The organism is Enterobacter sp. 01-M-03-SI-ECC (genome assembly GCF_047530215.1).
Taxonomy (GTDB): Bacteria; Pseudomonadota; Gammaproteobacteria; order Enterobacterales; family Enterobacteriaceae; genus Enterobacter; species Enterobacter chengduensis.
The window spans coordinates 1-26322 of sequence record NZ_JBLKDA010000045.1 but is presented as its reverse complement, the minus strand read 5'-3'; the positions used below and the strand labels follow the sequence as shown (position 1 = coordinate 26322).

Here is a 26322-nt window from a genome sequence, read left to right as displayed (position 1 = left end):
ATATTACGCTTTCCTCTTTCAGAGTCAACCCGTTATTTCAGGATTTTTTCTCTTCAACCGAACCGGCTGTTTGTGTGAAGTGATTCACATCCGCCGTGTCGATGGAGGCGCATTATAGGGATCCCATTTTTTAGCACAAGTATTTTTTAGATCTTTTTTTCCGACTGCTGATTTTCCGCGCTTTTCGCTGAAATCCCGCCCGATCTGCTTAAAAATTGACGTATTTTGCCTTACCACGATCCATTAATATGATCAAAGTCTTCTGTATAGCGCCCATTCCTAGAGGTAGATATGCCCGCAGTATTACGTCCTTATAAAGATCTGTTCCCTCAAAAAGGCGATCGCGTGATGATCGATGCCAGCAGCGTGGTCATTGGTGACGTCCGAATGGCCGATGACGTTAGCATCTGGCCGCTCGTTGCCATCAGGGGAGATGTTAACTATGTGTCGATTGGTGCACGTACCAATATTCAGGACGGTAGCGTTCTGCACGTCACGCACAAATCCGCCTATAACCCCGAGGGTAATCCCCTCATCATTGGAGAAGAGGTGACCGTCGGCCATAAGGTGATGCTTCACGGCTGCACGATCGGAAATCGCGTACTTGTTGGTATGGGGTCGATCTTGCTGGATGGCGTCATAGTAGAAGATGACGTAATGATTGGTGCCGGTAGCCTTGTCCCGCAGAACAAACGGCTGGAGAGCGGCTATCTCTATCTGGGAAGCCCGGTAAAACAGATCCGCCCCCTGAAGGAGGCAGAGATTGAAGGGTTAAAATACTCGGCGAACAACTACGTTAACTGGAAGAATGACTACCTGGATCAGGACAACCAGACCCAGCCCTGATCGTCTTCCTGCTGTTCACGGATTAAATCGCTGGCTTCCTCTTCCAGATCCCAGCGATTTTCGCAAAATACGGCTATCGGCTCTGAACCGCCAAAACGACGCAACAGCGCTTCCCCATGAATGGCACAGGTAAGTTGCATGCCGTGCACCAGCACCGGAAAACAGACTGCCTGTTTATGCTCATCCCAGTTTTCCCTGTCCGGGAAATGAATAGCCTGATTCACGCCGAAAGCTCCTGCTTTAACTTTTCAATGACAGGTTCGACCGCAGGCAGTACGCCATGCCAGAGCAGCACCGCATGCGCAGCCTGCCCCACCAGCATTCCCAATCCATCTGCTAACTGTTTGGCGCCGTGCTGTTCACACCAGCTCAGGAATGGCGTCTTCCCTTTCTGATAAAACATGTCATAGAAGTACATATGCGCGCTGACCAGCGAAGCGGGGATCGTCGGGATCTCACCGCTGATGCCGCTGGATGTGGCATTAATGACAAGATCGAATTCACGATCGGCAAGATCGTCAAGCGCTGCCGCGCTCACGCTGCCGGTATGCGCAAACAACCCCGCCAGCGCTTCTGCTCGGGAAAAGGTTCTGTTGGTAATGGTCACCGCACAGTCCAGTGAAAGCAGAGGCAGCAGAACGCCCCGCGATGCGCCACCCGCGCCAATCAGCAGGACGCGGAAGCCGGGCTTAATAAACGACAGCCGTTCCAGATCGCTAAGTAAACCAATCCCGTCGGTGTTGTCACCCAGAAGGCGCCCATCCTCAAGCCGTTTTAGGGTATTGACTGCACCAGCCAGCGAAGCGCGCTCGGTCAGCTCATCCGCACGTTCGAAGGCCTCCTCTTTAAAAGGAACCGTCACGTTCGCACCTTTGCCGCCCGCGGCGAAAAAAGCCTCCAGCGTAGGGATAAATGCATCCACCGGTGCCAGTACGCGACCATAGGGATGATTTAGCTGCAGCTGCTTCGCAAATTGTTGATGGATCAACGGTGACTTGCTGTGTGCAATCGGATTACCAAAAACAGCATAGGTTTCCATGAGATTACCCCTGGCGAAAACGTTCGCCGGTCAAAGCGTCGCGAATTTCAGACGGATTCAGGCGCCCTCCCGTTTCACCGACAGCGACAGGGAAGTCACTCCCGAACTGCGCCAGCACTTCTTCAGTTGTCCGACAAGGTGGCAGTCCGGTCAGGTTGGCACTGGTTGAGACCAGCGGTTTACCAAATGCCAGGCACAGCTCAACCACCAGCGGATGGTCAGTTACACGAACGGCGAGGGAATCAAAGCGCCCGGTTAACCAGCGCGGTGTTGTCGGCTGCGCCGGGAAGACGAAGGTCACCGGCCCAGGCCATGCGGAGAAGATCGTCTCGCGCTGCGCTGGCGTCAGCATAGAATCATCGATATAGGGTTTAAGCTGCTCGTAATTCGCAGCGATCAAAATCAGCCCTTTCTCGACGGGTCTTTGTTTTAAGGCAAGCAGGCGGCTTACAGCCGTCTCGCTGTCAGGATCGCAACCGACCCCAAATACAGCTTCAGTTGGATAGGCGATGACTTCTTCATTTTTCAGTACGTCCACTGCATGCGCAATGGAGCCTGATGGCAGGTTTTTATTCACTATTTTGATCCGCCGTAACCGGCTTTCCACATTGTTTACTGGCGCAGAAGCGTTTCAAACCTTGCGCGGTTTTCTTCTCTATCAGTAGCGGATAATTGCAATGAGGGCAGGTGCCCGCTACCGGTTTAAAATTGATAACGAACTGGCATTCAGGATAGCGATCGCACGAATGGAAGGTCTTGCCATAACGGGAGCGCCGTTGTACCAACTGACCGCGCTGACACTGAGGACAGGCAATTGCCGTTTCATCAGGCTTATCAATTTGTTCCGTATGCTCACATTCCGGGTAGCGGCTACATCCAATAAACATGCCGAAACGCCCCTGCCGCAGGACCAATTCACCCTCGCAGAGTGGACAATGCTGCCCCTCCAGAACTTTAACAATATGTCCATCCGCCTGGCTCTTCAGGGGACGGACATAATCACATTCCGGATACTGTGAACAACCGAGAAACGGGCCGTGTTTCCCGGACCGAATAACAAGTTCAGCCCCGCACTGCGGGCAGGGCTCATTTTTATGCACCGTGAATAGTGCTGATTTGGCCATAACAACTCTTGGTGCTGCACATTGAATTAGTGCAGCATACCTTCATTCACTTCAAAGAGTAATTCTTCCATTTGCTGATAGGCGTTTTCACAGCCCGGGATATTAAACAGAACCATCAGGATCACCCACTTGAGATCTTCCAGTTCAAATTCTGCTGTATCCAGCGCCATGACGCGCTCTATCACCATTTCTCTCGTTTCGAGGTTCAGCACCTGAATCTGCTCAAGGAATAAGATGAATCCCCGGCAGCTGGCGTCCAGCCTTTCACACTCTTCTGTGGTATAAATGCGTACTGACAATGGGTCAGAAGCAAGCTGCATCGGTTCGGCGAGGCCTTCCTGATAATCAGCCAGTTTTTCCAGCCACATCAACGCATTATAGATATCTTCCCGCTCAAACCCCGCATCGGTAAGATCCTGTGTCAATTTGTCCTGATCCACTCGCATTTCTGCTTCGTTATGGATGTAAGTCTCAAACAAATACATCAGTACGTCGAACATGGCATGCCCTCCTTAATCGGACATAGCCGCCGGGTACAGCTGCGATCCACCCTGCTAACTCCAGTTCGAGTAGCTGTGCTACCGTTACTGGCACAGGTTGGCCGGCACGTTCAGCGACAACGTCAACAGGTGTTACCTCATCTCCTACGTTAGCCAGGAGCTTGGGAAATGGCAATGCCACCTTTCCCTGATCTGATGAATATTGTCGCTTTTCGGGATCTTCCTGCAGCCATTGCAGCCCAAATTGCAAATTTTCAAGAATATCCCCTACTTCCGTTACGGGTGTTGCCCCTTGCTTAATCAGCCAGTGGGGCCCCTCACATCCGGGGTTACCTATCGGACCGGGCAAGGCAAAGACTTCTCTCCCCTGTTCGAGCGCACACCGCGCCGTGACCAGCGAACCGCTTCTCAGCGCCGCTTCAACCACCAGTACGCCTTTGCTAAGCCCGCTGATAATTCGATTCCGACGCGGAAAGTTTGCGGGCCTGGGCTGAGCGGAAAGAGGAAACTCAGACACAACTGCACCGCCAGATTCGACAAGCCGCATCGCTAATGCCTGATGTCGCCGTGGATAAACGCTAAAAAGACCGTTCCCCAGCACCGCGACGCTTCGTCCTTTAACCGACAGCGCCGCGCTGTGGGCCACGCCGTCAATACCGCAGGCCAGCCCGCTGGTGATCGTGAAACCGCTTTGTGACAGCTGTTCGCACAGGATTTTTCCCCATCGCTCGCCGTACCATGACGGCGCGCGACTGCCTACCACCGCCAGCTGAATGGTATTTAGCGTCTCAGGATTACCTTTCAGGAATAATGCTCCGGGATAATCCGGAATCATCCGGAGTAAAGGGGGATAAAGGGGATGGTTGGCCGTCAACAAGTGGTTTCCCGGCTGCTCGAGCCACATCAGGCTACGTTCCAGCTCGCTCTCGTCTGGCGCAAAAAACCGTTCAGCCTGCTTTGCTGTCAATCCGGCGCTTCTGGCGACGAGCGCGTCGATGTTTTCCAGCTTCTCCAGTCGTGCAGCCGCTTCCATCATTACATCACCACACAGAGACCCTGTGTGTATTAGCCGTAGCCATATCTCGGTAGACGTCATCCTTTCCCCTGCCATAAGCGGCCTCCGCAATCATTGCGATTGGTCACTGATGCTGTCAATCGATGGGGGATTTGTCTAGAATAGAGGGAGTATTCTTATCAACTCCTGAACACGACTCTGGAAATTTATGGCAGTTTTGCAAGTGTTACATATTCCGGACGAGCGCCTTCGCATCGTCGCTGAACCGGTCAAAGAAGTGAATGCAGAAATCCAGCGTATCGTTGATGATATGTTCGATACCATGTACGCCGAAGAAGGCATTGGCCTGGCGGCGACGCAGGTGGACATTCACAAGCGTATTATCGTGATCGATGTGTCTGAAAATCGCGATGGTCGTCTGGTGCTGATCAACCCCGAGTTGCTCGAAAAGAGCGGCGAAACCGGTATTGAGGAAGGCTGTCTGTCCATTCCTGAACAGCGTGCTTTAGTGCCGCGTGCCGAAAAGGTGAAAATTCGCGCGCTGGATCGTGACGGTAACCCGTTCGAACTGGAAGCAGACGACCTGCTGGCGATTTGTATTCAGCATGAGATGGATCACCTGGTCGGTAAACTGTTTATCGATTATCTCTCGCCGCTGAAACAGCAGCGCATTCGTCAGAAAGTAGAGAAACTGGATCGTTTGCGTTCTCGCGCATAACGTCCCCCCGGATACAAGGATCATCGTGTCTAAATCACTACGAATTATCTTCGCGGGAACCCCTGATTTTGCAGCGCGTCATCTTGACGCGCTGTTATCCTCTGGTCATCAGGTCGTTGGCGTCTTTACCCAGCCGGACCGCCCGGCGGGTCGCGGTAAAAAACTGATGCCGAGCCCGGTCAAGGTGCTGGCAGAAGAGCATGGGCTACCCGTTTTCCAGCCTGCATCGTTACGCCCGCAGGAAAATCAGCAGCTGGTTGCTGACCTGAATGCCGACGTAATGGTGGTGGTGGCGTACGGTTTAATTCTGCCAAAAGCTGTACTTGATATGCCTCGCCTGGGGTGCATCAACGTGCATGGTTCTCTGCTCCCGCGCTGGCGAGGTGCAGCACCTATCCAGCGCTCGCTGTGGGCAGGCGATGCCGAAACGGGCGTTACCATCATGAAGATGGACGTAGGTTTAGACACCGGCGATATGCTGTATAAGCTGGCTTGCTCCATTACGTCAGACGATACCAGCGCCACGCTGTATGACAAGCTGGCAGACCTTGGCCCACAAGGGCTTATCGAGACGCTCCAGCAGCTTGCTGACAATACGGCGAAACCGGAAGTTCAGGATGAAGCACAGGTCACGTATGCCGAAAAGCTGAGCAAAGAGGAAGCGCGGATCGACTGGTCCCTGTCTGCCGCTCAGCTTGAGCGCTGCATTCGCGCTTTTAATCCGTGGCCAATGAGCTGGTTAGAAATTGACGATCAGCCGGTGAAGGTCTGGAAAGCCTCCGTTATTAGCGGCACGACCACCGCTGAACCCGGTACGATTATTGATTCCAGCAAGAACGGTATCCAGGTCGCGACAGCAGAAGGCATCCTGAATCTTGAATCGCTACAGCCGGCCGGTAAGAAGGCCATGAGCGCTCAGGATTTGTTAAATTCCCGTCGCGAATGGTTTATTCCGGGCAATCGTCTTGCCTGAGCAAATTCATTCTTAAGGCCCGGTGTTTCCGGGCATTTTTATTTTTACGGTTATGAAAAAACAAAATCTACGCAGTATGGCGGCTCAGGCCGTTGAGCAGGTTATCGAGCAGGGCCAGTCATTAAGTAACGTCCTGCCTTCCCTGCAACAAAAAGTCTCTGATAAAGACAAAGCCCTGCTTCAGGAGCTCTGCTTTGGCGTTCTGCGCACGCTTTCTCAGCTTGAGTGGTTGATAAACAAGCTGATGTCCCGCCCAATGACAGGCAAGCAGCGCACCGTGCACTATTTGATTATGGTGGGTTTTTATCAGCTTCTTCATACCCGCATCCCACCTCATGCCGCGCTGGCAGAGACGGTGGAAGGTGCCGTTGCGATTAAACGCCCTCAGTTGAAAGGGCTTATCAACGGCGTACTGCGTCAGTTCCAGAGGCAGCAGGAAGAGCTGCTGGCTGAATTTGCCCAGAGCGAAGCACGTTTCCTGCACCCGGACTGGCTGTTGAAGCGCCTGAAAAAAGCTTATCCACAGCAGTGGCAGGAGATTGCCGAGGCCAACAATCAGCGTCCGCCAATGTGGTTGCGTGTGAATCGTAATCACCACTCTCGTGACGCATGGCTGGCATTACTGGAAGAGGCTGGAATGAGCGGATTCCCGCATGAAGCCTATCCGGATGCTGTACGCTTAGCTTCACCGGCACCGGTACATGCTTTACCCGGTTTTGATGAAGGCTGGGTGACCGTACAGGACGCCTCGGCTCAGGGCTGCATGACCTGGCTTGAACCTAAAAACGGTGAGCAGATCCTCGATCTGTGCGCCGCGCCCGGGGGCAAAACAACGCACATTCTTGAAGTGGCTCCGCAGGCCAGCGTGATGGCGGTGGACGTCGATGAACAGCGTCTTTCACGCGTCTACGACAACCTCAAGCGTCTGGGCATGAAGGCTCAGGTTAAGCAAGGCGATGGTCGCAAACCCGCCGAATGGTGTGGTGAAACACAATTCGATCGCATTTTGCTGGATGCCCCCTGCTCTGCAACCGGTGTTATTCGCCGTCATCCGGACATCAAATGGCTGCGGCGCGATCGTGATATTAAGGAACTTGCCCAGCTGCAATCCGACATACTCGACGCTATCTGGCCGCATCTAAAAACGGGCGGAACGCTGGTCTATGCAACCTGCTCCATACTGCCGGAAGAAAACAGCCAGCAAATCGCGGCCTTCCTTAAACGTACCCCGGACGCTACGCTGCGCGATACGGGAACGCCTGAATCCCCGGGTCTGCAGAACCTGCCGGGTGCAGAAGAGGGTGATGGCTTCTTTTACGCTAAGCTAATCAAAGAGTGATGTTGAGAACAGGTCACGAGATATGAAGATTATCATTCTGGGTGCAGGACAGGTTGGCGGAACGCTGGCAGAAAACCTGGTAGGCGAAAACAACGACATCACAATCGTTGATACCAACGGCGATCGTCTGCGCGTATTGCAGGACAAATTTGACCTGCGCGTGGTGCAGGGTCATGGTTCGCACCCACGCGTTCTTCGTGAGGCAGGTGCCGACGATGCCGACATGCTGGTTGCGGTAACCAGTTCTGACGAAACCAATATGGTGGCCTGTCAGGTGGCCTACTCGCTGTTCAACACGCCAAACCGAATCGCACGTATTCGCTCTCCGGACTACGTTCGTGATGCGGAGAAACTGTTCAATTCAGAAGCGGTCCCGATTGACCATCTCATCGCACCTGAGCAGCTGGTTATCGACAATATCTATCGCCTGATCGAATATCCTGGCGCCCTGCAGGTGGTGAATTTTGCCGAGGGCAAAGTGAGCCTGGCAGTGGTGAAGGCCTATTACGGTGGACCATTGATCGGCAATGCGCTTTCCACCATGCGTGAGCACATGCCGCATATCGATACGCGCGTCGCCGCCATTTTCCGTCACGACAGGCCAATCCGACCGCAAGGCTCCACGATTGTCGAAGCGGGTGATGAGGTGTTCTTTATTGCCGCCTCGCAGCATATTCGTGCGGTGATGAGTGAACTTCAGCGTCTCGAAAAACCCTACAAACGCATTATGCTGGTCGGCGGCGGCAATATCGGTGCAGGTCTGGCTCACCGGCTGGAAAAAGATTACAGCGTAAAATTGATCGAGCGCGATCAGCAGCGTGCTGCTGAGCTGGCGGAAAAACTGCAAAATACGATCGTATTTTATGGCGATGCGTCAGATCAGGAGCTGCTGGCTGAAGAGCATATTGATCAAGTTGATCTCTTTATTGCCGTCACCAACGACGACGAGGCGAATATAATGTCCGCCATGCTCGCCAAGCGTATGGGGGCAAAGAAGGTCATGGTGCTTATCCAGCGCAAGGCGTATGTCGATCTGGTCCAGGGCAGCGTGATTGATATTGCCATTTCGCCGCAGCAGGCGACAATTTCCGCGCTCCTGAGCCATGTTCGTAAAGCGGATATCGTTGGGGTGTCATCGCTACGCCGCGGTGTTGCGGAAGCCATTGAAGCCGTAGCGCATGGAGATGAAACCACGTCACGCGTCGTGGGCCGTTCGATTGATGAAATTAAGCTGCCACCTGGTACGATTATCGGCGCCGTTGTCCGCGGGAATGATGTCATGATTGCCAATGATAATTTACGTATCGAGCAAGGCGATCACGTTATTATGTTCCTTACCGATAAAAAGTTTATTACCGACGTCGAACGTTTATTCCAGCCCAGTCCATTCTTCCTTTAAAGAGTTGGGTGTTCGATTAAGAACACCCATACGTTATCCTTTTCATTTCTGTGCCTTTTATTTTTCATAACGTTTAATTATCCCGAATGGCAATTGGCTAATCATTTGTTAAACTTATACTCGTCAGCTGGCACAAGGAGAGAACAATGAGTTTTATTAAAGAATTTCGCGAATTTGCGATGCGCGGGAACGTGGTGGATTTGGCAGTCGGTGTCATTATTGGTGCAGCATTCGGCAAGATTGTTTCATCATTAGTGGCTGACATTATCATGCCACCTTTAGGATTGTTAATCGGGGGCATCGATTTCAAACAATTCGCGTTCACGCTGCGTGAAGCGCAGGGCGATGTCCCGGCAGTCGTGATGCACTACGGCGTATTTATCCAGAACGTATTTGATTTTGTGATCGTGGCGTTTGCCATTTTTATGGCTATCAAGCTGATCAACAGGCTCAACCGTAAAAAAGAAGAGCCGGCTGCAGCGCCTGCGCCTACGAAAGAAGAAGTGCTGCTGAGTGAAATCCGCGATCTGTTAAAAGAGCAGAATAACCGCGTTTAATCACCAGATAAAAGCAGGAAGGCCAGTGGTAAATAAGCGATTCGCTTGCTTGCCACTGGCCTCCCAGTTACCCCGTTTTTCATGTTTGTCTTTACGCAGATAACTTCCTTTCCCTTTTTTATTCTTCTCAACGCGCTGTCTGAATAACGGGTCGTGAAGTAACGCCTCGATGGCATTGTCCTTTATTTGTCCTTTCGTGTGCTGATAGCGGCTCATAATGTCTCCAGAGCAGGGTTTATGACGACGGGAGTCTAGACCCGGATGAACTAAAAATCAACAGCCCTGCTTTTCTCCACTCGCTCCCTGTTCAAGGGCTTCGAGAATTGAACAGTAGATACTGCTATGGGCCGTACCGCAGCAGGCATCATTCAGTCTTTGCAGAGAGCGCTGCATGGTTTGCAGCTCCTGAATACGCGCTTCAACCTCATCCAGCCTGGCCTGTACAATGCTTTTAGATTCCTGGCAGGTGTGATGTTCCGGATCGATGCGGATCGACAGCAATTCGCGGATCGAATCCAGCGTGAAGCCGAGCTGACGCGCGTAACGTATAAACCGCAGCCGCTGCAGATCGTTATCGGTGTAAAGGCGAAAACCGCCTTCAGTGCGAACTTCATGATCGATCATCTGCTGCTTTTCGTAATACCGGATGGTATCCGGCGTGACGTCCGCGAGCTTCGCAAGTTCACCAATACGGTACATAGCTACTCCTCATTTATTTTCTGCATCAATCTTCCACCGTATTCACCGTGCAGAAACTCAGTGTTCATGCCTGTCTGGCGCAGCTTAAGTTCAAGGAGGGCGAGGCGGCGGCTAAGTTCGCAATGTCGCGGATCGTCCTGACGGATCCCTTTAAGCAGATCGGCCAGTTCAATAGCCTCTCTACGTTGCTCAAGTTCCGGAGGGAGACAGCCTGCATTTTTCAGTAAACGGTATCCAGCCCGCAGTTCAGGCGCAATGTGCGAGTCATCGTCAAGCGCAATGGGTTCGCCGCTGCCCGGAAGATCGTCGAATTCACCTTTTTGTTGGGCATCGCGAATATGGCGTTCTGCCCACTGGTCAAGCAACCACATTACCGGCTCCTGGGGATGAACAGAATTGATACAGACATTGTAGAGAAGTGGGGATATCGCGGATATAAAAAAACCCGCCGGAGCGGGTTTTTTTACGTTACTGCAGATTACTCTGCAGCAGCTTCTGCTTTCTCTGAACGATCAACCAGCTCGATGTAAGCCATCGGCGCGTTGTCGCCTGCACGGAAACCACACTTCAGAATGCGAGTGTAACCACCGGCACGGCTCGCGAAACGCGGGCCCAGTTCGTTAAACAGTTTTGCCACGATCTCGTTATCACGAGTACGGGCGAATGCCAGACGACGATTAGCAACGCTGTCAGTCTTGGCAAGAGTAATCAGCGGCTCAACTACGCGACGCAGCTCTTTCGCTTTAGGCAGGGTCGTCTTGATGATCTCATGACGAACCAGTGAACCTGCCATGTTGCGGAACATAGCCTGGCGATGGCTGCTGTTGCGGTTCAGTTGACGACCACTCTTACGATGGCGCATGACCTTATCCTTCTCAGTAAAACCTTAACCTGTGATCCGGTTACTCGTCAGCAATGCTTGCCGGTGGCCAGTTTTCCAGGCGCATGCCCAGAGACAGACCACGTGAAGCCAGCACGTCTTTAATCTCAGTAAGAGATTTTTTACCCAGGTTCGGCGTTTTCAGCAACTCAACCTCGGTACGCTGTACCAGATCACCGATATAGTGGATAGCTTCTGCCTTGAGGCAGTTAGCAGAGCGGACAGTCAATTCGAGATCGTCAACAGGGCGCAGCAGGATCGGATCGAATTCTGGTTTCTCTTCTTTCACTTCCGGCTGACGTACATCACGTAAGTCAACAAAAGCTTCCAGTTGTTCTGCCAGGATGGTTGCCGCACGACGAATCGCCTCTTCAGGATCGATTGTGCCGTTGGTTTCCATTTCGATGACCAGCTTGTCCAGGTCGGTACGCTGTTCTACACGCGCTGCTTCAACATTGTAGGCAATACGCTCTACAGGGCTGTAGCATGCGTCGACCAGCAGACGGCCGATTGGGCGCTCATCTTCTTCCGAATGAATTCGGGCAGAAGCCGGCACATAACCACGACCGCGCTGAACTTTGATACGCATGCTAATCGCTGCGTTCTCATCGGTCAGGTGGCAGATCACGTGCTGCGGCTTGACGATTTCAACATCACCGTCGTGGGTGATGTCGGCTGCAGTCACAGGGCCAATGCCAGATTTATTCAGAGTAAGAATAACTTCATCTTTACCCTGAACTCTCACCGCCAGCCCTTTCAGGTTGAGCAGGATTTCAAGGATATCTTCCTGAACGCCTTCTTTGGTGCTGTACTCATGAAGTACACCATCAATCTCAACCTCGGTCACCGCGCAACCCGGCATCGATGAGAGCAGAATACGGCGCAGTGCGTTACCCAGAGTATGGCCAAAGCCACGCTCTAAAGGCTCAAGGGTCACCTTGGCGTGCGTCGAACTCACTTGCTCGATATCTACCAGGCGCGGTTTTAGAAACTCTGTCACAGAACCCTGCATTGTGTCCTCTCTTTGGTACTAAGCTTTACTTGGAGTAAAGCTCGACGATCAGGTGTTCGTTAATGTCCGCAGACAGATCAGAACGTTCTGGCTGACGCTTGAACGTACCTTCCATCTTGCCAGCATCAACTTCCAGCCAGGTTGGCTTTTCACGCTGCTCAGCCAGCTCCAGAGCGGCCTTCACGCGAGATTGCTTTTTCGCTTTCTCACGAATGCTAACAACGTCATTCGCTTTAACCTGATAAGAAGCGATGTTAACAACACGACCGTTTACCATGATTGCTTTGTGGCTAACCAGCTGACGTGATTCAGCACGAGTAGCGCCGAAGCCCATACGGTATACAACGTTGTCCAGACGACCTTCCAGCAGAGCCAGCAGGTTTTCACCCGTGTTGCCTTTCAGACGTGCTGCTTCTTTATAGTAGTTACGGAACTGACGCTCCAGCACACCGTACATACGGCGAACTTTTTGCTTTTCACGCAACTGCACACCATAGTCAGACAGACGCGGTTTACGCGCACCGTGCTGGCCAGGAGCTTGTTCAATTTTACACTTGGTATCGATCGCGCGAACGCCAGACTTAAGGAATAAGTCGGTGCCCTCACGACGGCTCAGCTTGAGCTTAGGACCCAAATATCTTGCCATTTTCTATCTCCAACTAACCTAAAAAACGGAGCGTTATACGCGACGTTTTTTCGGCGGACGACAACCGTTATGAGGGATCGGAGTCACATCAGTAATATTCGTGATGCGGAAACCAGCGGCGTTCAGAGCGCGAACAGTAGATTCACGACCCGGACCCGGACCTTTAACCATAACTTCCAGATTCTTGATGCCGTATTCTTTTACGGCTTCTGCGCAACGCTCTGCTGCAACCTGAGCTGCGAACGGAGTGGATTTGCGAGAACCACGGAAACCGGAACCACCGGCTGTTGCCCAACCCAATGCGTTACCCTGACGATCAGTAATAGTAACGATGGTGTTGTTGAAAGAAGCATGGATATGAGCCACGCCGTCAGAGACTTGTTTTCTTACACGTTTACGTGCACGAACTGGTGCCTTTGCCATTATTCAATCACCCCGATTATTTCTTGATCGGTTTGCGCGGACCCTTACGGGTACGTGCGTTGGTCTTAGTACGCTGACCGCGCACTGGCAGACCACGACGATGACGCAAACCGCGATAGCAACCAAGATCCATCAGGCGCTTGATGCTCATGCTGATTTCACGGCGCAGATCACCTTCAACGACAAATTTGGCAACTTCGTCACGCAGCGTGTCGATTTGTTCTTCAGACAGCTCACTGATCTTAACATCTTCAGCGATACCCGCTGCAGCCAGAATGGCTTTAGAACGGGTCTTGCCGACGCCGTAGATCGAAGTTAATGCGATCACAGCATGTTTCTGATCAGGAATGTTAATGCCTGCTATACGGGCCACTATGCACTCCTACTATTTAATATGTACGCACCATGCTGAAAAGCCCGTTTTCAGGATACTCAAATGGAAACGTACAGACATACAAAAGATTGGCTGGCTAATCTAGCCAGCTCAACCCAACTTTGCAAGAAAAATATGCGAAATAATCAGCCTTGGCGCTGTTTATGCTTCGGCTCGGCACTGCAAATCACACGGATGACACCATCACGCTTAACGATTTTGCAGTTACGGCATAATTTCTTGACGGAAGCACGAACTTTCATTTTTACTCTCCGTAACTTCTCAGGCGACCATTTAGCGGCCGTAGCCTTTCAGGTTCGCCTTCTTCAATGCAGACTCGTACTGACTCGACATCATCAGAGTTTGCACTTGAGCCATAAAGTCCATAATCACGACAACAACGATAAGCAGTGAGGTCCCACCGAAGTAGAACGGTACTTTCATTGCATCACGCATGAACTCCGGGATCAGGCAGATAAAAGTAATATAAAGCGCACCAACCAAAGTCAGGCGAGTCATTACTTTATCGATATACTTCGCCGTTTGCTCTCCCGGACGAATTCCTGGTACAAATGCACCGGACTTCTTCAGGTTATCTGCTGTTTCACGCGGGTTGAAGACCAACGCCGTGTAGAAGAAACAGAAGAAGATGATCGCAGACGCATAGAGTAACACATAAAGTGGTTGCCCAGGCTGCAAATACAGCGAAATTGTTGTCAGCCAGTTCCAACCAGTACCGCCCCCGAACCATGACGCGATGGTTGCCGGGAACAGAATAATACTGGAAGCGAAGATAGCCGGGATAACCCCCGCCATGTTCACTTTCAGCGGTAAATGTGTGCTCTGTGCAGCATAGACACGACGACCCTGCTGACGTTTAGCGTAGTTCACCACAATGCGGCGTTGACCACGTTCAACGAAGACAACAAAGAACGTCACTGCAAATACTAATACTGCAACCAACAGCAACAGGAGGAAGTGCAGGTCGCCTTGACGCGCTTGCTCGATAGTATGGGCGATGGCTGGCGGGAGGCCCGCAACAATACCGGCGAAGATAATGATTGAGATACCGTTACCGATACCACGTTCAGTAATCTGTTCGCCGAGCCACATCAGGAACATCGTCCCTGTGACCAGACTTACAACAGCGGTGAAATAGAATGCAAAGCCTGGGTTTAACACCAGGCCCTGCATACCAGGCATATTCGGCAGACCGGTAGCAATACCGATCGACTGGAATATTGCCAGCACCAGAGTACCGTAACGGGTGTACTGACTAATCTTACGACGTCCAGACTCCCCTTCTTTCTTCAACTCTGCCAGGGCCGGATGAACGACCGTCAGCAGCTGGATAATAATAGATGCCGAAATGTACGGCATAATACCCAATGCGAAGATAGAAGCACGGCTGAGAGCACCACCAGAGAACATGTTGAACATTTCAATGATGGTGCCTCGCTGTTGCTCAAGCAGTTTGGCAAGTACAGCGGCATCGATACCAGGGATCGGAATAAAAGAGCCAATACGGAACACAATCAGCGCGCCGATAACAAACAGCAGTCTGCGTTTCAGCTCGCCAAATCCACCTTTGGCACTTTGAAAATCTAATCCCGGTTGCTTAGCCATCTGCTACTTATTCCTCAATTTTACCGCCAGCAGCTTCGATAGCAGCACGAGCACCTTTAGTAACACGCAGGCCACGAACAGTTACCGGAGTAGAAACTTCACCAGCCAGGATCACTTTCGCGAACTCGATCTGGATACCGATAATGTTTGCTGCTTTCAGCGTGTTCAGGTCTACAACGCCGCCTTCAACTTTCGCCAGGTCAGACAGACGGATTTCCGCTGTGATCGCTGCTTTGCGAGAGGTGAAGCCGAACTTCGGCAGACGACGGTACAGTGGCATCTGGCCACCCTCGAAACCGCGACGTACGCCACCGCCAGAACGAGAGTTCTGACCTTTGTGACCACGACCACCGGTTTTGCCGAGGCCAGAACCGATACCACGACCCAGGCGTTTACCCGCCTTTTTAGAGCCTTCGGCCGGAGACAGAGTATTTAAACGCATCTCTTACTCCTCAACTTTAACCATGAAGTAAACCGCGTTGACCATACCACGAACAGCAGGAGTATCCTCGCGCTCAACGGTATGACCAATACGACGCAGACCCAGGCCAAGCAGCGTTGCCTTGTGTTTCGGCAGACGACCGATTGCACTGCGGGTTTGAGTGATTTTAATAGTCTTTGCCATGGTCAATTACCCCAGAATTTCTTCAACGGATTTACCACGCTTGGCAGCGACCATTTCTGGAGAATTCATATTTTCCAGGCCATCAATAGTTGCACGAACCACGTTGATCGGGTTGGTGGAACCATATGCTTTGGCCAGAACGTTATGAACCCCAGCAACTTCCAGAACGGCGCGCATTGCACCACCGGCGATGATACCGGTACCTTCTGAAGCTGGCTGCATGAATACACGAGAACCCGTGTGAACACCTTTAACTGGGTGCTGCAGGGTGCCGTTGTTCAGCGCGACGTTAATCATATTGCGACGGGCTTTTTCCATCGCTTTCTGGATCGCTGCTGGAACTTCACGCGCTTTACCGTAACCAAAACCAACGCGACCGTTACCATCGCCTACTACAGTCAGAGCTGTGAAGGAGAAAATACGACCACCTTTAACGGTTTTAGATACGCGGTTTACCGCGATCAGCTTTTCCTGCAGTTCGCCAGCCTGTTTTTCGATGTGAGCCATCTTACACCTCTACCTTAGAACTGAAGGCCAGCTTCACGGGCAGCATCTGCCAGTGCCTGGACACGACCATGATATTGGAACCCGGAACGGTCAAAGGAAACATTGCTGATGCCTTTTTCCAGAGCGCGTTCAGCAACAGCTTTACCTACAGCTGCAGCGGCGTCTTTGTTACCGGTGTACTTCAATTGTTCTGAGATAGCTTTTTCTACAGTAGAAGCAGCTACCAGAACTTCAGAACCGTTCGGTGCAATTACCTGTGCGTAAATATGACGCGGGGTACGATGTACCACCAGGCGAGTTGCACCCAGCTCTTTGAGCTTGCGGCGTGCGCGGGTCGCACGACGGATACGAGCAGATTTCTTATCCATAGTGTTACCTTACTTCTTCTTAGCCTCTTTGGTACGCACGACTTCGTCGGCGTAACGAACACCCTTGCCTTTATAAGGCTCAGGACGACGGTAGGCGCGCAGATCTGCTGCAACCTGACCGATCAGCTGTTTATCAGCGCCTTTCAGCACGATTTCAGTTTGAGTCGGACATTCTGCAGTGATACCGGCCGGCAGCGGATGCTCAACAGGGTGTGAGAAGCCCAGAGACAGGCCTACTGCATTCCCTTTGATAGCTGCACGATAACCTACACCAACCAGCTGAAGCTTTTTAGTGAAGCCTTCGGTAACACCAACAACCATTGAGTTCAGCAGGGCACGCGCGGTACCAGCCTGAGCCCATCCATCCACGAAACCATCACGTGGACCGAAGGTCAGAGCGTTATCTGCATGTTTAACTTCAACAGCTTTGTTGAGGGTACGAGTCAGCTCGCCGTTTTTACCTTTGATCGTAATAACCTGACCGTCGATTTTTACATCAACGCCGGCAGGAATAACGACCGGTGCTTTAGCAACACGAGACATTCTTTCCTCCGATTAGGCTACGTAGCAGATAATTTCGCCACCAAGACCAGCCTGGCGCGCTGCACGATCAGTCATAACACCTTTAGAGGTAGAAACAACTGCGATACCAAGGCCAGCCATAACTTTTGGCAGCTCATCTTTTTTCTTATAGATGCGCAGGCCTGGGCGGCTGACACGCTGAATGCTTTCTACAACAGCTTTACCCTGGAAATACTTGAGAGTAAGTTCCAGTTCCGGCTTGGTGTCGCCTTCAACTTTAAAATCTTCGATAAAACCTTCTTCCTTCAGCACGTTGGCAATTGCCACTTTCAGCTTGGCGGAAGGCATGGTGACCGCAACTTTGTTCGCGGCCTGACCGTTACGGATACGGGTCAGCATATCCGCGATCGGATCTTGCATGCTCATCTGTCTTTACTCCCGTGATTCAATTGGTAATTACCAGCTAGCCTTTTTCAAGCCTGGCACTTCACCGCGCATGGCGGCTTCACGCAGTTTGATACGGCTCAACCCAAACTTGCCCACATAACCATGTGGACGACCTGTTTGACGACAGCGGTTACGCTGACGAGACGGGCTGGAATCACGCGGCAGAGACTGCAGCTTGAGAACCGCATTCCAACGATCTTCGTCGGAAGCGTTCACATCAGAAATGATCGCTTTCAGTTCAGCGCGTTTAGCGAAGAATTTATCAGCTAAAGCTACGCGCTTTACTTCGCGTGCTTTCATTGATTGCTTAGCCATTCAGTAACCCTACCTTACTTGCGGAACGGGAAGTCAAAGGCAGCCAGCAGAGCACGGCCTTCTTCGTCAGATTTCGCAGTAGTGGTAATGGTAATATCCAAACCACGCACGCGGTCGACTTTATCGTAGTCGATTTCTGGGAAGATGATCTGCTCACGGACACCCATGCTGTAGTTACCACGACCGTCGAAAGACTTAGCGGACAAGCCACGGAAGTCACGGATACGTGGAACAGCAATAGTGATCAGGCGCTCAAAGAACTCCCACATGCGTTCGCCACGCAGAGTTACTTTACAGCCGATCGGATAGCCCTGACGGATTTTGAAGCCTGCAACAGATTTGCGTGCTTTGGTGATCAGCGGTTTTTGACCGGAGATTGCTGTCAGGTCAGCTGCTGCGTTATCCAGCAGTTTCTTGTCAGCGATCGCTTCACCAACACCCATGTTCAGGGTGATCTTCTCGACCCGAGGGACTTGCATGACAGAATTGTAGTTAAACTCGGTCATGAGTTTCTTAACTACTTCGTCTTTGTAGTAATCATGCAGTTTCGCCATCGTACTACTCCAAATTACTTGATAGTTTCGCTGTTAGACTTGAAGAAACGGACTTTTTTGCCGTCTTCGAATCTAAAGCCTACACGGTCAGCCTTGCCGGTAGCCGCATTGAAGATTGCAACGTTAGAAACCTGAATAGCAGCTTCTTTTTCAACGATGCCACCTGGTTGGTTCAGGGCCGGAACCGGCTTCTGATGTTTCTTAACCAGGTTGATACCTTCAACGACAAGTTTGCCGGAAGACAGAACATTTTTTACTTTACCGCGTTTACCTTTATCTTTACCGGTTAACACGATAACTTCGTCATCACGACGGATTTTCGCTGCCATGATTCGCTCCTTAGAGTACTTCTGGTGCCAGAGAGATAATTTTCATGAACTTCTCAGTACGAAGTTCACGAGTTACCGGCCCAAAGATACGCGTGCCGATAGGCTGCTCGCTGTTATTGTTTAAAATAACGCATGCATTACCATCGAAGCGAATGACAGAACCGTCAGGGCGACGAACACCCTTCTTGGTGCGCACCACTACCGCCTTCAGCACATCACCTTTTTTGACCTTACCACGTGGAATTGCTTCCTTGATGGTGATCTTGATGATGTCGCCTACGCCTGCGTAGCGACGGTGCGAGCCACCCAGAACCTTGATACACATTACGCGACGTGCACCGGAGTTGTCGGCGACGTTCAGCATAGTCTGTTCTTGGATCATTTTAGTGCTCCGCTAATGTCAACTACTACCTGAGACTCTAAAATCAGAGCCGTTAAAAAGCCCCATATCGAGGGCGCGGCATTATAACACCGCTTCTGCAATATGGGTAGAAAAAATAAACGGCTCATCGCTGAGCCGTTTATTCGTATTGAGAAGGCGTACTGTATTACAGAACCGCTTTCTCTACAACGCGAACCAGCGTCCAGGACTTAGTCTTGGACAGTGGACGGCATTCACGGATTTCAACCTTGTCGCCGATACCACATTCGTTGTTCTCGTCATGTACGTGCAGTTTGGTCGTACGCTTGATGAATTTACCGTAGATCGGGTGTTTCACAATACGTTCGATAGCTACAACAATGGATTTCTCCATTTTGTCGCTAACAACACGACCTTGCAGAGTACGGATTTTATCGGTCATTACGCACCCGCCTTCTGAGTCAGTAAAGTCTTAACGCGTGCAACATTGCGACGCACTTGCTTCAGCAGGTGAGTCTGTTGCAGCTGGCCACTTGCAGCCTGCATACGCAGGTTGAACTGCTCACGCAGCAGGTTCAGCAGCTCAGCGTTCAGCTCTTCAACGCTTTTTTCACGCAGCTCTTTTGCTTTCATTACATCACCGTCTTAGTTACAAAGGTGGTTTTGATAGGCAGTTTCGCTGCTGCCAGGCCGAAGGCTTCACGGGCCAGCTCTTCCGGAACACCGTCCATTTCATAAAGGACTTTGCCCGGTTGGATCAAGGCAACCCAGTACTCCACGTTACCTTTACCTTTACCCATACGAACTTCCAGCGGCTTCTCGGTAATTGGTTTGTCCGGGAATACACGGATCCAAATTTTACCTTGACGCTTAACTGCACGGGTCATTGCACGACGTGCTGCTTCGATCTGACGTGCAGTCAGACGACCACGGCCAACAGCTTTCAGACCGAAAGTGCCGAAGCTAACATCCGTACCCTGCGCCAGACCACGGTTGCGGCCTTTGTGCACTTTACGGAATTTTGTACGCTTTGGTTGTAACATCAGCGACGCTCCTTATTTACGGCCTTTACGCTGCTGCTTTTTAGGTTGAGCAGCCGGTTTTTCCGGTTGTTCAACAGCAGCCATACCACCCAGGATCTCACCTTTGAAGATCCATACCTTAACGCCGATTACACCGTAAGTGGTGTGCGCTTCAGAGGTGTTGTAGTCGATGTCAGCACGCAGAGTGTGCAGCGGTACGCGACCTTCACGGTACCATTCGGTACGTGCGATTTCCGCGCCGCCCAGACGGCCGCTAACTTCAACTTTGATACCTTTAGCGCCCAGACGCATTGCGTTCTGTACAGCACGCTTCATAGCACGACGGAACATAACACGACGTTCCAGCTGAGAAGTGATGCTGTCAGCAACCAATTTAGCGTCCAGTTCAGGCTTACGAACTTCAGCGATATTGATCTGTGCAGGAACGCCAGCGATATCCGCTACGACCTTGCGCAGTTTTTCTACGTCTTCGCCTTTCTTACCGATAACGATGCCAGGACGAGCAGTGTGAATAGTCACACGGATGCTCTTCGCTGGACGCTCGATAACGATACGAGATACAGACGCTTTAGCCAGTTCCTTAGTCAGGTACTGACGTACTTTAAAATCGCTGTCCAGGTTGTCAGCGAATTCTTTGGTGTTCGCAAACCAGGTAGAGTTCCATGGTTTTACAATACCCAGGCGAATACCATTAGGATGTACTTTCTGACCCATTGCTAGTCTCCAGAGTCTCAGCGATCGGACACAACCACAGTAATGTGGCTGGTGCGCTTCAGGATGCGATCTGCACGACCTTTCGCACGCGGCATAATGCGCTTCATGCTTGGGCCTTCATCTACGAAAATTTTCGCGACTTTCAGATCGTCGATGTCAGCGCCATCGTTGTGTTCAGCGTTAGCAATGGCAGATTCCAGTACTTTCTTGACCAATACCGCAGCTTTCTTGTTGGTATAGGTCAGGATGTCCAGGGCCTGCGACACTTTCTTACCGCGAATCAGGTCAGCAACAAGGCGAACCTTCTGTGCAGAAGAACGAGCATGGCGATGTTGAGCTAAAGTTTCCATCTCTTCCTCCTACCTTATTTCTTCTTCGCTTTTTTATCAGCAGCGTGGCCGCGATAAGTACGAGTCGGTGCGAATTCACCCAGTTTGTGACCAACCATTTCGTCGGTAACAAAGACTGGAACGTGCTGACGACCATTATGGACAGCGATGGTCAAACCGATCATGTTAGGAAAGATCGTTGAACGACGGGACCAAGTGCGCAGGGGCTTCTTGTCTCCGCTTTCCACCGCTTTCTCTACCTTCTTCAGCAAGTGCAGGTCAATAAAAGGACCTTTCTTGAGAGAACGTGGCATGGCTTATCCTCTAAAATTATTTGCTACGGCGACGTACGATAAATTTATCAGTACGCTTGTTGCTGCGGGTCTTCTTACCTTTGGTCTGAACGCCCCACGGAGATACCGGGTGCTTACCAAAGTTACGACCTTCACCACCACCATGTGGGTGGTCGACTGGGTTCATCGCAGTACCGCGAACGGTAGGACGAACACCACGCCAGCGTGCAGCACCTGCTTTACCCAGAACGCGCAGCATATGCTCAGCATTGCCAACTTCGCCCAGAGTAGCGCGGCAGTCTGCTTCGACTTTACGCATTTCACCAGAACGCAGACGCAGGGTGACATAAGCCCCATCACGCGCAACGATCTGAACGTAAGTACCCGCGGAACGCGCCAGCTGACCGCCCTTACCTGGTTTCATTTCTACGTTATGAACGGTAGAACCAACCGGGATATTGCGCATCGGCAGGGTGTTGCCTGCTTTGATTGCAGCATCAACGCCAGACTGAATCTGGTCGCCAGCTTTCAGGCCTTTAGGGGCCAGGATGTAACGGCGTTCGCCGTCTTTGTACAGAACCAGCGCGATGTTCGCGGAACGGTTCGGATCGTACTCAAGACGTTCAACAACTGCTGGGATACCGTCTTTGTTGCGTTTGAAGTCAACAATACGATAAGCCTGCTTGTGGCCACCACCGATGTGACGAGTGGTGATACGGCCATTGTTGTTACGACCACCGGATTTGCTGTTTTTTTCCAGCAACGGAGCAAAAGGTTTGCCCTTGTGCAGCTCAGGGTTAACCACTTTAACTACGTGGCGACGACCCGGAGATGTCGGTTTACATTTAACAACTGCCATTGTATTACTCCTCCGACTTACTCAGCGCCGCCAACGAAGTCCAGATTCTGGCCTTCTTTCAGGGTGACGTAAGCTTTTTTCCAGTCGCTACGACGACCGATACGCTGTCCGTGACGTTTAACTTTCCCTTTAACGACCAGGGTGTTAACGACTTCGACTTCGACTTCAAACAGTTTCTGCACAGCAGCTTTGATCTCTGCTTTGGTCGCGTCTTTAGCAACTTTGAGAACGATGGTGTTTGTTTTTTCCATCGCAGTAGACGCTTTTTCAGAAACGTGCGGTGCGCGAAGCACCTTCAGCAGACGTTCTTCACGAATCATGCCAGCATCTCCTCAACTTGCTTAACAGCATCAGCAGTCATTACGACTTTGTCGAAGGCGATCAGGCTAACCGGGTCGATACCAGTCGCATCGCGTACGTCAACCTTGTGCAGGTTACGTGCGGCCAGGAACAGGTTCTCGTCCAGCTCACCGGTGATGATCAGCACATCTTCCAGAGCCATGTCTTTCAGTTTCTGTGCCAGCAGCTTAGTTTTAGGCGCTTCAACAGAGAACTTCTCGACAACGATCAGACGATCCTGACGTACCAGTTCGGACAGGATGCTTTTCAGCGCGCCGCGGTACATCTTTTTGTTAACTTTTTGACTGTGGTCCTGTGGACGCGCAGCGAAGGTCACGCCACCTGAACGCCAGATCGGGCTCTTGATAGAACCTGAACGCGCACGGCCGGTACCTTTCTGGCGCCATGGCTTTTTGCCAGAACCAGTTACTTCAGCACGAGTCTTCTGAGCACGAGTACCCTGACGAGCACCAGCTGCATAAGCAACAACAACCTGGTGAACCAGCGCTTCGTTGAAATCACGACCGAAGGTAGTTTCGGAAACAGTCAGCGCGCTCTGCGCGTCTTTCAATACTAATTCCATTGCTATCCCCTTACGCCTTCACAGCTGGTTTAACGATCAGGTCGCTACCGGTTGCACCCGGAACTGCACCTTTAACCAGCAGCAGGTTGCGCTCAGCGTCAACACGTACTACGTCCAGGCTCTGAACGGTTACACGTTCGTTACCCAGCTGACCTGCCATTTTCTTGCCTTTGAACACTTTGCCCGGAGTCTGGTTCTGACCGATAGAACCCGGAACGCGGTGAGACAAGGAGTTACCGTGGGTAGCGTCCTGGGTACGGAAGTTCCAGCGCTTAACGGTACCAGCAAAACCTTTACCTTTAGAGGTACCGGTTACGTCAACTTTTTTAACGTCAGCAAACAGCTCAACGCTAATGTCCTGACCTACGGTGAACTCTTCGCCTTCAGCAAGACGGAATTCCCACAGACCACGGCCAGCTTCTACGCCAGCTTTAGCGAAGTGACCCGCTTCTGGTTTGGTTACACGGTTAGCTTTTTTAGCACCAGTGGTAACCTGAATAGCGCGGTAGCCATCGTTAGCCAGATCTTTAACCTGAGTAACGCGGTTTGCTTCAACTTCGATTACGGTTACTGGGATAGAAACGCCATCTTCAGTGAAGATGCGGGTCATACCCACTTTTTTACCGACTAAACCAATCATTGTTTCAACCTCTCAATCGCTCGATGACCTGATTAACCCAGGCTGATCTGCACGTCTACACCGGCAGCCAGATCCAGACGCATCAGAGCATCAACGGTTTTCTCAGTTGGCTCAACGATGTCAACCAGACGCTTGTGAGTGCGGATTTCGTACTGATCGCGCGCGTCTTTGTTAACGTGCGGAGAGATCAGAACGGTGAAGCGCTCTTTGCGGGTCGGCAGCGGGATCGGACCACGGACTTGCGCACCAGTGCGCTTAGCAGTCTCGACGATTTCCGCGGTTGATTGATCGATCAGACGATGATCAAACGCTTTAAGGCGGATACGGATTCTTTGGTTCTGCATGAGACCAGAGCTCCAATTATTTTATAAACGAAAATGATTACTCCTCAAACCCATTACGATTGATGGGAGAGTGTAACCGTTCTTACGTAGCTCCCCAATTGGGAGCATTGTTGAGTAACAAAATGAGCTACTCTGGTTCTGATTGAACCCGCCGTCAATTACGACAAGCCCGCGCATTATACGTAAATCTGCGCAAGACGCAAGTGCCGTTTAGAAATTAAGCGCTATAGACGCAGGATGCGCAGGCGTGCGCAACGTGTTATGCAATTTTTCATGGATCAGTTCTTTGTTTCGAGCCGCTACGCAACTGCGGCTTTTGCGTATTGTCGGGCAGGCCGATTAGAACGAGTATTCGCTCAAACCCGTTTGAGGCCTTCTTCATGCTAACCACCCTCCCCTTTCTGCTGCTCTATCTTTTACTGACTGCCTTACTGGTGCATGCCGATATTCGCTCCGGTCTGCTTCCTGATAAATTTCTTTGCCCGCTGTTATGGGCGGGACTGCTCTTTCAGCTCTGTATCCAACCTGATTTTTTGCCGAGTGCGGTGGCGGGTGCGATGGCCGGGTATGTTGGCTTTGCGGTTATTTATTGGGGGTATTGGTTTATCTGCCGGCGTGAAGGGATGGAATATGGCGATGTGAAATACCTGGCAGCGCTTGGTGCATGGCATGGCTGGTGCGTGCTGCCCTCGCTGACATTGCTCGCGGCGCTTATGGCGATTCTATGTTTCCTTGTTTTTTCGTTAATCCGCCCTGATAAAAAGGCATTAAAAAACCCGCTGCCTTTTGGGCCATTTCTGGCAGCAGCGGGTTTATGCGTAGGCTGGAAGACGTGGGCTACTCTTCCACTTTAATCTGCGACTGAAGATAGTTTTGCAGGCCGATTTTAGCAATGAGATCCAGCTCTGTTTCCAGCCAGTCAATATGCCCTTCTTCATCGGCCAGGATCTGGATCATCATATCGCGGCTGACGTAGTCATGTACGCTGTCAGCATAGGCGATCGCTTCACGGAGATCTTTAGCGCCTTCAAGTTCCAGCCTGAGGTCGGAGCGCAGCATCTCTTCGACATCTTCTCCGATGCCAAGCTTACCAAGATCCTGCAGGTTCGGAATGCCTTCCAGAAATAAAATACGCTCGATATATTTATCAGCGTGTTTCATCTCATCTATAGATTCATGGTACTCAACGTCGTTTAAACGTTTGAGTCCCCAGTTTTTAAACATTCTTGCGTGAAGAAAGTACTGGTTGATTGCGACAAGCTCATTTCCCAATAATTTATTGAGATAACTTATGATTTTAACATCACCTTTCATTATATAGTCCCTCCGCTTCCACTCATTGAAGCGTAGATCGGGCTACAGGGATGTCAAAAAAAAGATGGGCGCTTAGGCGATCTCTTTGTATTCCGGGATCTGCATTACTTCGTCCTGCATGATCTCTCGCGCAGCACGTACACATTTACCGCATTGATTTCCCACCGGAACAAATTTGCGAAGCTGCTGGAATGACTGGGGCTGAAACTGGCGAACGGCCTGACGTATTTTTTTGTCGCTTACACCATTACATAAACAAACGTACATAGAGACTCCCGTTCAAATTATGCGCAAAGTGTAAGTGAGAATGGTTATGATTACAATAGCACAAGCGCCAGAATACGGTGCGGGAGGAGGCAAAAAATGCGAAATTTTGTCACCAAACTTGAACAGCAGAAAACAAAAAAGGACGCCGAAGCGTCCTTTTTTTATTCAGGGATAATTAATTAGCCCAGAACTTTAGCAACAACGCCCGCGCCAACGGTACGGCCGCCTTCACGGATTGCGAAACGCAGACCGTCGTCCATCGCGATTGGGTGGATCAGAGTCACAACCATCTTGATGTTGTCGCCTGGCATTACCATCTCAACGCCTTCTGGCAGTTCGATGGTACCGGTCACGTCAGTTGTACGGAAGTAGAACTGTGGACGGTAGCCTTTGAAGAACG

The 26322-nt window shown here is 51.2% G+C and carries 46 protein-coding genes and 1 pseudogene; 7 read left to right on the top strand and 40 right to left on the bottom strand.

Annotation, left to right across the window (positions count from 1 at the left end):
- Positions 1 to 291: 291 nt before the first annotated feature.
- Positions 292 to 846 carry a gamma carbonic anhydrase family protein gene (locus ACMWKK_RS24115; protein WP_045331809.1) on the top strand — a complete coding sequence of 185 codons (555 nt, stop codon included), beginning with the start codon at positions 292 to 294 and terminating at the stop codon, positions 844 to 846.
- On the opposite strand, the gene ACMWKK_RS24110 is transcribed toward ACMWKK_RS24115, so the two are convergent.
- Genes ACMWKK_RS24110 through dprA form a run of 6 tightly spaced genes read right to left on the bottom strand, consistent with a single transcriptional unit; the run spans position 822 to position 4605 of the window.
- Positions 822 to 1070, bottom strand: a complete 249-nt coding sequence (locus ACMWKK_RS24110; protein ID WP_045331807.1) for a DUF1488 domain-containing protein — start codon at positions 1068 to 1070, stop codon at positions 822 to 824. The two genes, ACMWKK_RS24115 and ACMWKK_RS24110, sit on opposite strands and share 25 nt — an antisense overlap.
- Entirely contained in the window at positions 1067 to 1885 is an 819-nt protein-coding gene (aroE, locus tag ACMWKK_RS24105; RefSeq protein ID WP_112780607.1) for a shikimate dehydrogenase, read from the bottom strand. Before aroE ends, ACMWKK_RS24110 begins: the two co-directional genes overlap by 4 nt.
- 4 nt (positions 1886 to 1889) lie before the next feature.
- Complete coding sequence (gene tsaC, locus ACMWKK_RS24100; protein WP_045331803.1) at positions 1890 to 2462, bottom strand: L-threonylcarbamoyladenylate synthase type 1 TsaC; 573 nt, start codon at positions 2460 to 2462, stop codon at positions 1890 to 1892.
- A complete protein-coding gene (locus ACMWKK_RS24095; RefSeq protein WP_112780608.1) occupies positions 2455 to 3009 on the bottom strand; it encodes a type I DNA topoisomerase in 555 nt (184 codons plus the stop codon). Before ACMWKK_RS24095 ends, tsaC begins: the two co-directional genes overlap by 8 nt.
- 26 nt (positions 3010 to 3035) lie before the next feature.
- Positions 3036 to 3509, bottom strand: coding sequence for a DUF494 family protein Smg (gene smg / locus ACMWKK_RS24090; RefSeq protein WP_112780609.1), 474 nt, complete (start codon positions 3507 to 3509; stop codon positions 3036 to 3038).
- Complete coding sequence (gene dprA, locus ACMWKK_RS24085; RefSeq protein WP_112780615.1) at positions 3481 to 4605, bottom strand: DNA-protecting protein DprA; 1125 nt, start codon at positions 4603 to 4605, stop codon at positions 3481 to 3483. Before dprA ends, smg begins: the two co-directional genes overlap by 29 nt.
- A gap of 127 nt (positions 4606 to 4732) precedes the next feature.
- On the opposite strand from dprA, the gene def reads away from it, so the two are divergent.
- The 5 genes from def (at position 4733) to mscL (ending at position 9510) form a co-directional block, all read left to right on the top strand.
- A complete protein-coding gene (gene def / locus ACMWKK_RS24080; protein WP_008503479.1) occupies positions 4733 to 5242 on the top strand; it encodes a peptide deformylase in 510 nt (169 codons plus the stop codon).
- Between the two features lie 25 nt (positions 5243 to 5267).
- Positions 5268 to 6215, top strand: coding sequence for a methionyl-tRNA formyltransferase (gene fmt / locus ACMWKK_RS24075; RefSeq protein ID WP_112780610.1), 948 nt, complete (start codon positions 5268 to 5270; stop codon positions 6213 to 6215).
- Positions 6216 to 6267: 52 nt separating this feature from the next.
- Positions 6268 to 7554, top strand: a complete 1287-nt coding sequence (gene rsmB / locus ACMWKK_RS24070) for a 16S rRNA (cytosine(967)-C(5))-methyltransferase RsmB (RefSeq protein WP_112780616.1) — start codon at positions 6268 to 6270, stop codon at positions 7552 to 7554.
- A gap of 22 nt (positions 7555 to 7576) precedes the next feature.
- Positions 7577 to 8953 carry a Trk system potassium transporter TrkA gene (trkA, locus tag ACMWKK_RS24065; RefSeq protein WP_008503482.1) on the top strand — a complete coding sequence of 459 codons (1377 nt, stop codon included), beginning with the start codon at positions 7577 to 7579 and terminating at the stop codon, positions 8951 to 8953.
- Positions 8954 to 9099: 146 nt separating this feature from the next.
- On the top strand, positions 9100 to 9510 hold the full coding sequence (mscL, locus tag ACMWKK_RS24060; RefSeq protein ID WP_023309449.1) for a large-conductance mechanosensitive channel protein MscL: 411 nt from the start codon (positions 9100 to 9102) through the stop codon (positions 9508 to 9510).
- Here mscL and ACMWKK_RS24055 read toward each other — a convergent pair whose 3' ends face one another.
- From ACMWKK_RS24055 to rpsJ, 31 genes are all read right to left on the bottom strand, one after another.
- On the bottom strand, positions 9511 to 9726 hold the full coding sequence (locus ACMWKK_RS24055) for an alternative ribosome-rescue factor A (RefSeq protein WP_032644529.1): 216 nt from the start codon (positions 9724 to 9726) through the stop codon (positions 9511 to 9513). It lies immediately after the preceding gene.
- Positions 9727 to 9783: 57 nt separating this feature from the next.
- Positions 9784 to 10209 (bottom strand): Zn(2+)-responsive transcriptional regulator, encoded by a 426-nt coding sequence (gene zntR / locus ACMWKK_RS24050; RefSeq protein ID WP_112780611.1) that lies wholly within the window; start codon positions 10207 to 10209, stop codon positions 9784 to 9786.
- 2 nt (positions 10210 to 10211) lie between these two features.
- On the bottom strand, positions 10212 to 10580 hold the full coding sequence (locus ACMWKK_RS24045; protein ID WP_112780612.1) for a DUF1992 domain-containing protein: 369 nt from the start codon (positions 10578 to 10580) through the stop codon (positions 10212 to 10214).
- Between the two features lie 107 nt (positions 10581 to 10687).
- A complete protein-coding gene (gene rplQ, locus ACMWKK_RS24040; protein ID WP_001216368.1) occupies positions 10688 to 11071 on the bottom strand; it encodes a 50S ribosomal protein L17 in 384 nt (127 codons plus the stop codon).
- A gap of 40 nt (positions 11072 to 11111) precedes the next feature.
- A complete protein-coding gene (locus tag ACMWKK_RS24035; RefSeq protein ID WP_002919219.1) occupies positions 11112 to 12101 on the bottom strand; it encodes a DNA-directed RNA polymerase subunit alpha in 990 nt (329 codons plus the stop codon).
- Positions 12102 to 12126: 25 nt separating this feature from the next.
- Complete coding sequence (gene rpsD / locus ACMWKK_RS24030; protein WP_004868345.1) at positions 12127 to 12747, bottom strand: 30S ribosomal protein S4; 621 nt, start codon at positions 12745 to 12747, stop codon at positions 12127 to 12129.
- A gap of 33 nt (positions 12748 to 12780) precedes the next feature.
- Positions 12781 to 13170 (bottom strand): 30S ribosomal protein S11, encoded by a 390-nt coding sequence (gene rpsK / locus ACMWKK_RS24025; RefSeq protein WP_003863312.1) that lies wholly within the window; start codon positions 13168 to 13170, stop codon positions 12781 to 12783.
- A 16-nt stretch (positions 13171 to 13186) separates the two neighbouring features.
- Complete coding sequence (gene rpsM / locus ACMWKK_RS24020) at positions 13187 to 13543, bottom strand: 30S ribosomal protein S13 (RefSeq protein ID WP_003863308.1); 357 nt, start codon at positions 13541 to 13543, stop codon at positions 13187 to 13189.
- Between the two features lie 146 nt (positions 13544 to 13689).
- Positions 13690 to 13806, bottom strand: coding sequence for a 50S ribosomal protein L36 (gene rpmJ / locus ACMWKK_RS24015; protein WP_000868187.1), 117 nt, complete (start codon positions 13804 to 13806; stop codon positions 13690 to 13692).
- Between the two features lie 31 nt (positions 13807 to 13837).
- A complete protein-coding gene (gene secY, locus ACMWKK_RS24010; RefSeq protein ID WP_003863305.1) occupies positions 13838 to 15169 on the bottom strand; it encodes a preprotein translocase subunit SecY in 1332 nt (443 codons plus the stop codon).
- A gap of 7 nt (positions 15170 to 15176) precedes the next feature.
- Complete coding sequence (rplO, locus tag ACMWKK_RS24005; RefSeq protein WP_003863304.1) at positions 15177 to 15611, bottom strand: 50S ribosomal protein L15; 435 nt, start codon at positions 15609 to 15611, stop codon at positions 15177 to 15179.
- 3 nt (positions 15612 to 15614) lie between these two features.
- Complete coding sequence (gene rpmD, locus ACMWKK_RS24000) at positions 15615 to 15794, bottom strand: 50S ribosomal protein L30 (RefSeq protein WP_003863301.1); 180 nt, start codon at positions 15792 to 15794, stop codon at positions 15615 to 15617.
- 6 nt (positions 15795 to 15800) lie between these two features.
- On the bottom strand, positions 15801 to 16301 hold the full coding sequence (rpsE, locus tag ACMWKK_RS23995; protein ID WP_003863299.1) for a 30S ribosomal protein S5: 501 nt from the start codon (positions 16299 to 16301) through the stop codon (positions 15801 to 15803).
- 14 nt (positions 16302 to 16315) lie between these two features.
- The gene (rplR, locus tag ACMWKK_RS23990; protein WP_003863297.1) at positions 16316 to 16669 is read right to left on the bottom strand and encodes a 50S ribosomal protein L18; all 354 of its coding nucleotides are present in this window, start codon (positions 16667 to 16669) and stop codon (positions 16316 to 16318) included.
- A 9-nt stretch (positions 16670 to 16678) separates the two neighbouring features.
- Positions 16679 to 17212: a 50S ribosomal protein L6 gene (gene rplF, locus ACMWKK_RS23985; protein WP_003863296.1), complete on the bottom strand. Its 534-nt coding sequence runs from the start codon at positions 17210 to 17212 to the stop codon at positions 16679 to 16681.
- A gap of 12 nt (positions 17213 to 17224) precedes the next feature.
- Positions 17225 to 17617, bottom strand: coding sequence for a 30S ribosomal protein S8 (gene rpsH / locus ACMWKK_RS23980; protein WP_006178918.1), 393 nt, complete (start codon positions 17615 to 17617; stop codon positions 17225 to 17227).
- Between the two features lie 30 nt (positions 17618 to 17647).
- On the bottom strand, positions 17648 to 17953 hold the full coding sequence (gene rpsN, locus ACMWKK_RS23975; RefSeq protein ID WP_003863291.1) for a 30S ribosomal protein S14: 306 nt from the start codon (positions 17951 to 17953) through the stop codon (positions 17648 to 17650).
- Between the two features lie 14 nt (positions 17954 to 17967).
- The gene (rplE, locus tag ACMWKK_RS23970) at positions 17968 to 18507 is read right to left on the bottom strand and encodes a 50S ribosomal protein L5 (RefSeq protein ID WP_001096202.1); all 540 of its coding nucleotides are present in this window, start codon (positions 18505 to 18507) and stop codon (positions 17968 to 17970) included.
- Positions 18508 to 18521: 14 nt separating this feature from the next.
- Entirely contained in the window at positions 18522 to 18836 is a 315-nt protein-coding gene (gene rplX / locus ACMWKK_RS23965; RefSeq protein WP_003863287.1) for a 50S ribosomal protein L24, read from the bottom strand.
- A gap of 10 nt (positions 18837 to 18846) precedes the next feature.
- Positions 18847 to 19218: a 50S ribosomal protein L14 gene (gene rplN / locus ACMWKK_RS23960; protein WP_002919748.1), complete on the bottom strand. Its 372-nt coding sequence runs from the start codon at positions 19216 to 19218 to the stop codon at positions 18847 to 18849.
- Between the two features lie 166 nt (positions 19219 to 19384).
- Positions 19385 to 19639 (bottom strand): 30S ribosomal protein S17, encoded by a 255-nt coding sequence (gene rpsQ, locus ACMWKK_RS23955; protein WP_008503489.1) that lies wholly within the window; start codon positions 19637 to 19639, stop codon positions 19385 to 19387.
- The gene (rpmC, locus tag ACMWKK_RS23950; protein ID WP_003863282.1) at positions 19639 to 19830 is read right to left on the bottom strand and encodes a 50S ribosomal protein L29; all 192 of its coding nucleotides are present in this window, start codon (positions 19828 to 19830) and stop codon (positions 19639 to 19641) included. Before rpmC ends, rpsQ begins: the two co-directional genes overlap by 1 nt.
- Entirely contained in the window at positions 19830 to 20240 is a 411-nt protein-coding gene (gene rplP, locus ACMWKK_RS23945; protein WP_002919759.1) for a 50S ribosomal protein L16, read from the bottom strand. Before rplP ends, rpmC begins: the two co-directional genes overlap by 1 nt.
- Positions 20241 to 20252: 12 nt before the next feature.
- Complete coding sequence (rpsC, locus tag ACMWKK_RS23940; protein WP_000529945.1) at positions 20253 to 20954, bottom strand: 30S ribosomal protein S3; 702 nt, start codon at positions 20952 to 20954, stop codon at positions 20253 to 20255.
- 17 nt (positions 20955 to 20971) lie between these two features.
- A complete protein-coding gene (gene rplV, locus ACMWKK_RS23935; protein ID WP_002919773.1) occupies positions 20972 to 21304 on the bottom strand; it encodes a 50S ribosomal protein L22 in 333 nt (110 codons plus the stop codon).
- Positions 21305 to 21318: 14 nt separating this feature from the next.
- Positions 21319 to 21597: a 30S ribosomal protein S19 gene (rpsS, locus tag ACMWKK_RS23930; RefSeq protein ID WP_001138117.1), complete on the bottom strand. Its 279-nt coding sequence runs from the start codon at positions 21595 to 21597 to the stop codon at positions 21319 to 21321.
- A gap of 16 nt (positions 21598 to 21613) precedes the next feature.
- Positions 21614 to 22435, bottom strand: coding sequence for a 50S ribosomal protein L2 (rplB, locus tag ACMWKK_RS23925; protein WP_008457150.1), 822 nt, complete (start codon positions 22433 to 22435; stop codon positions 21614 to 21616).
- Between the two features lie 17 nt (positions 22436 to 22452).
- A complete protein-coding gene (gene rplW / locus ACMWKK_RS23920) occupies positions 22453 to 22755 on the bottom strand; it encodes a 50S ribosomal protein L23 (protein ID WP_000617546.1) in 303 nt (100 codons plus the stop codon).
- The gene (gene rplD, locus ACMWKK_RS23915) at positions 22752 to 23357 is read right to left on the bottom strand and encodes a 50S ribosomal protein L4 (protein ID WP_000424395.1); all 606 of its coding nucleotides are present in this window, start codon (positions 23355 to 23357) and stop codon (positions 22752 to 22754) included. The genes rplW and rplD overlap by 4 nt, the downstream gene beginning before the upstream one ends.
- Before the next feature lie 10 nt (positions 23358 to 23367).
- A complete protein-coding gene (rplC, locus tag ACMWKK_RS23910) occupies positions 23368 to 23997 on the bottom strand; it encodes a 50S ribosomal protein L3 (RefSeq protein ID WP_003863274.1) in 630 nt (209 codons plus the stop codon).
- Between the two features lie 32 nt (positions 23998 to 24029).
- A complete protein-coding gene (gene rpsJ, locus ACMWKK_RS23905; protein WP_001181005.1) occupies positions 24030 to 24341 on the bottom strand; it encodes a 30S ribosomal protein S10 in 312 nt (103 codons plus the stop codon).
- A 380-nt stretch (positions 24342 to 24721) separates the two neighbouring features.
- Here rpsJ and ACMWKK_RS23900 point away from each other — a divergent pair, with 380 nt between their 5' ends.
- Positions 24722 to 25195, top strand: a complete 474-nt coding sequence (locus ACMWKK_RS23900; RefSeq protein ID WP_406542946.1) for a prepilin peptidase — start codon at positions 24722 to 24724, stop codon at positions 25193 to 25195.
- Here the strand turns inward: ACMWKK_RS23900 and bfr are convergent.
- The 3 genes and pseudogenes from bfr to tuf form a co-directional block, all read right to left on the bottom strand.
- A complete protein-coding gene (bfr, locus tag ACMWKK_RS23895; protein ID WP_008503492.1) occupies positions 25179 to 25655 on the bottom strand; it encodes a bacterioferritin in 477 nt (158 codons plus the stop codon). The genes ACMWKK_RS23900 and bfr overlap by 17 nt on opposite strands.
- 72 nt (positions 25656 to 25727) lie before the next feature.
- Entirely contained in the window at positions 25728 to 25922 is a 195-nt protein-coding gene (gene bfd / locus ACMWKK_RS23890) for a bacterioferritin-associated ferredoxin (RefSeq protein ID WP_112780614.1), read from the bottom strand.
- 179 nt (positions 25923 to 26101) lie between these two features.
- A pseudogene (gene tuf, locus ACMWKK_RS23885) lies at positions 26102 to 26322 on the bottom strand (elongation factor Tu); the annotation flags it as partial.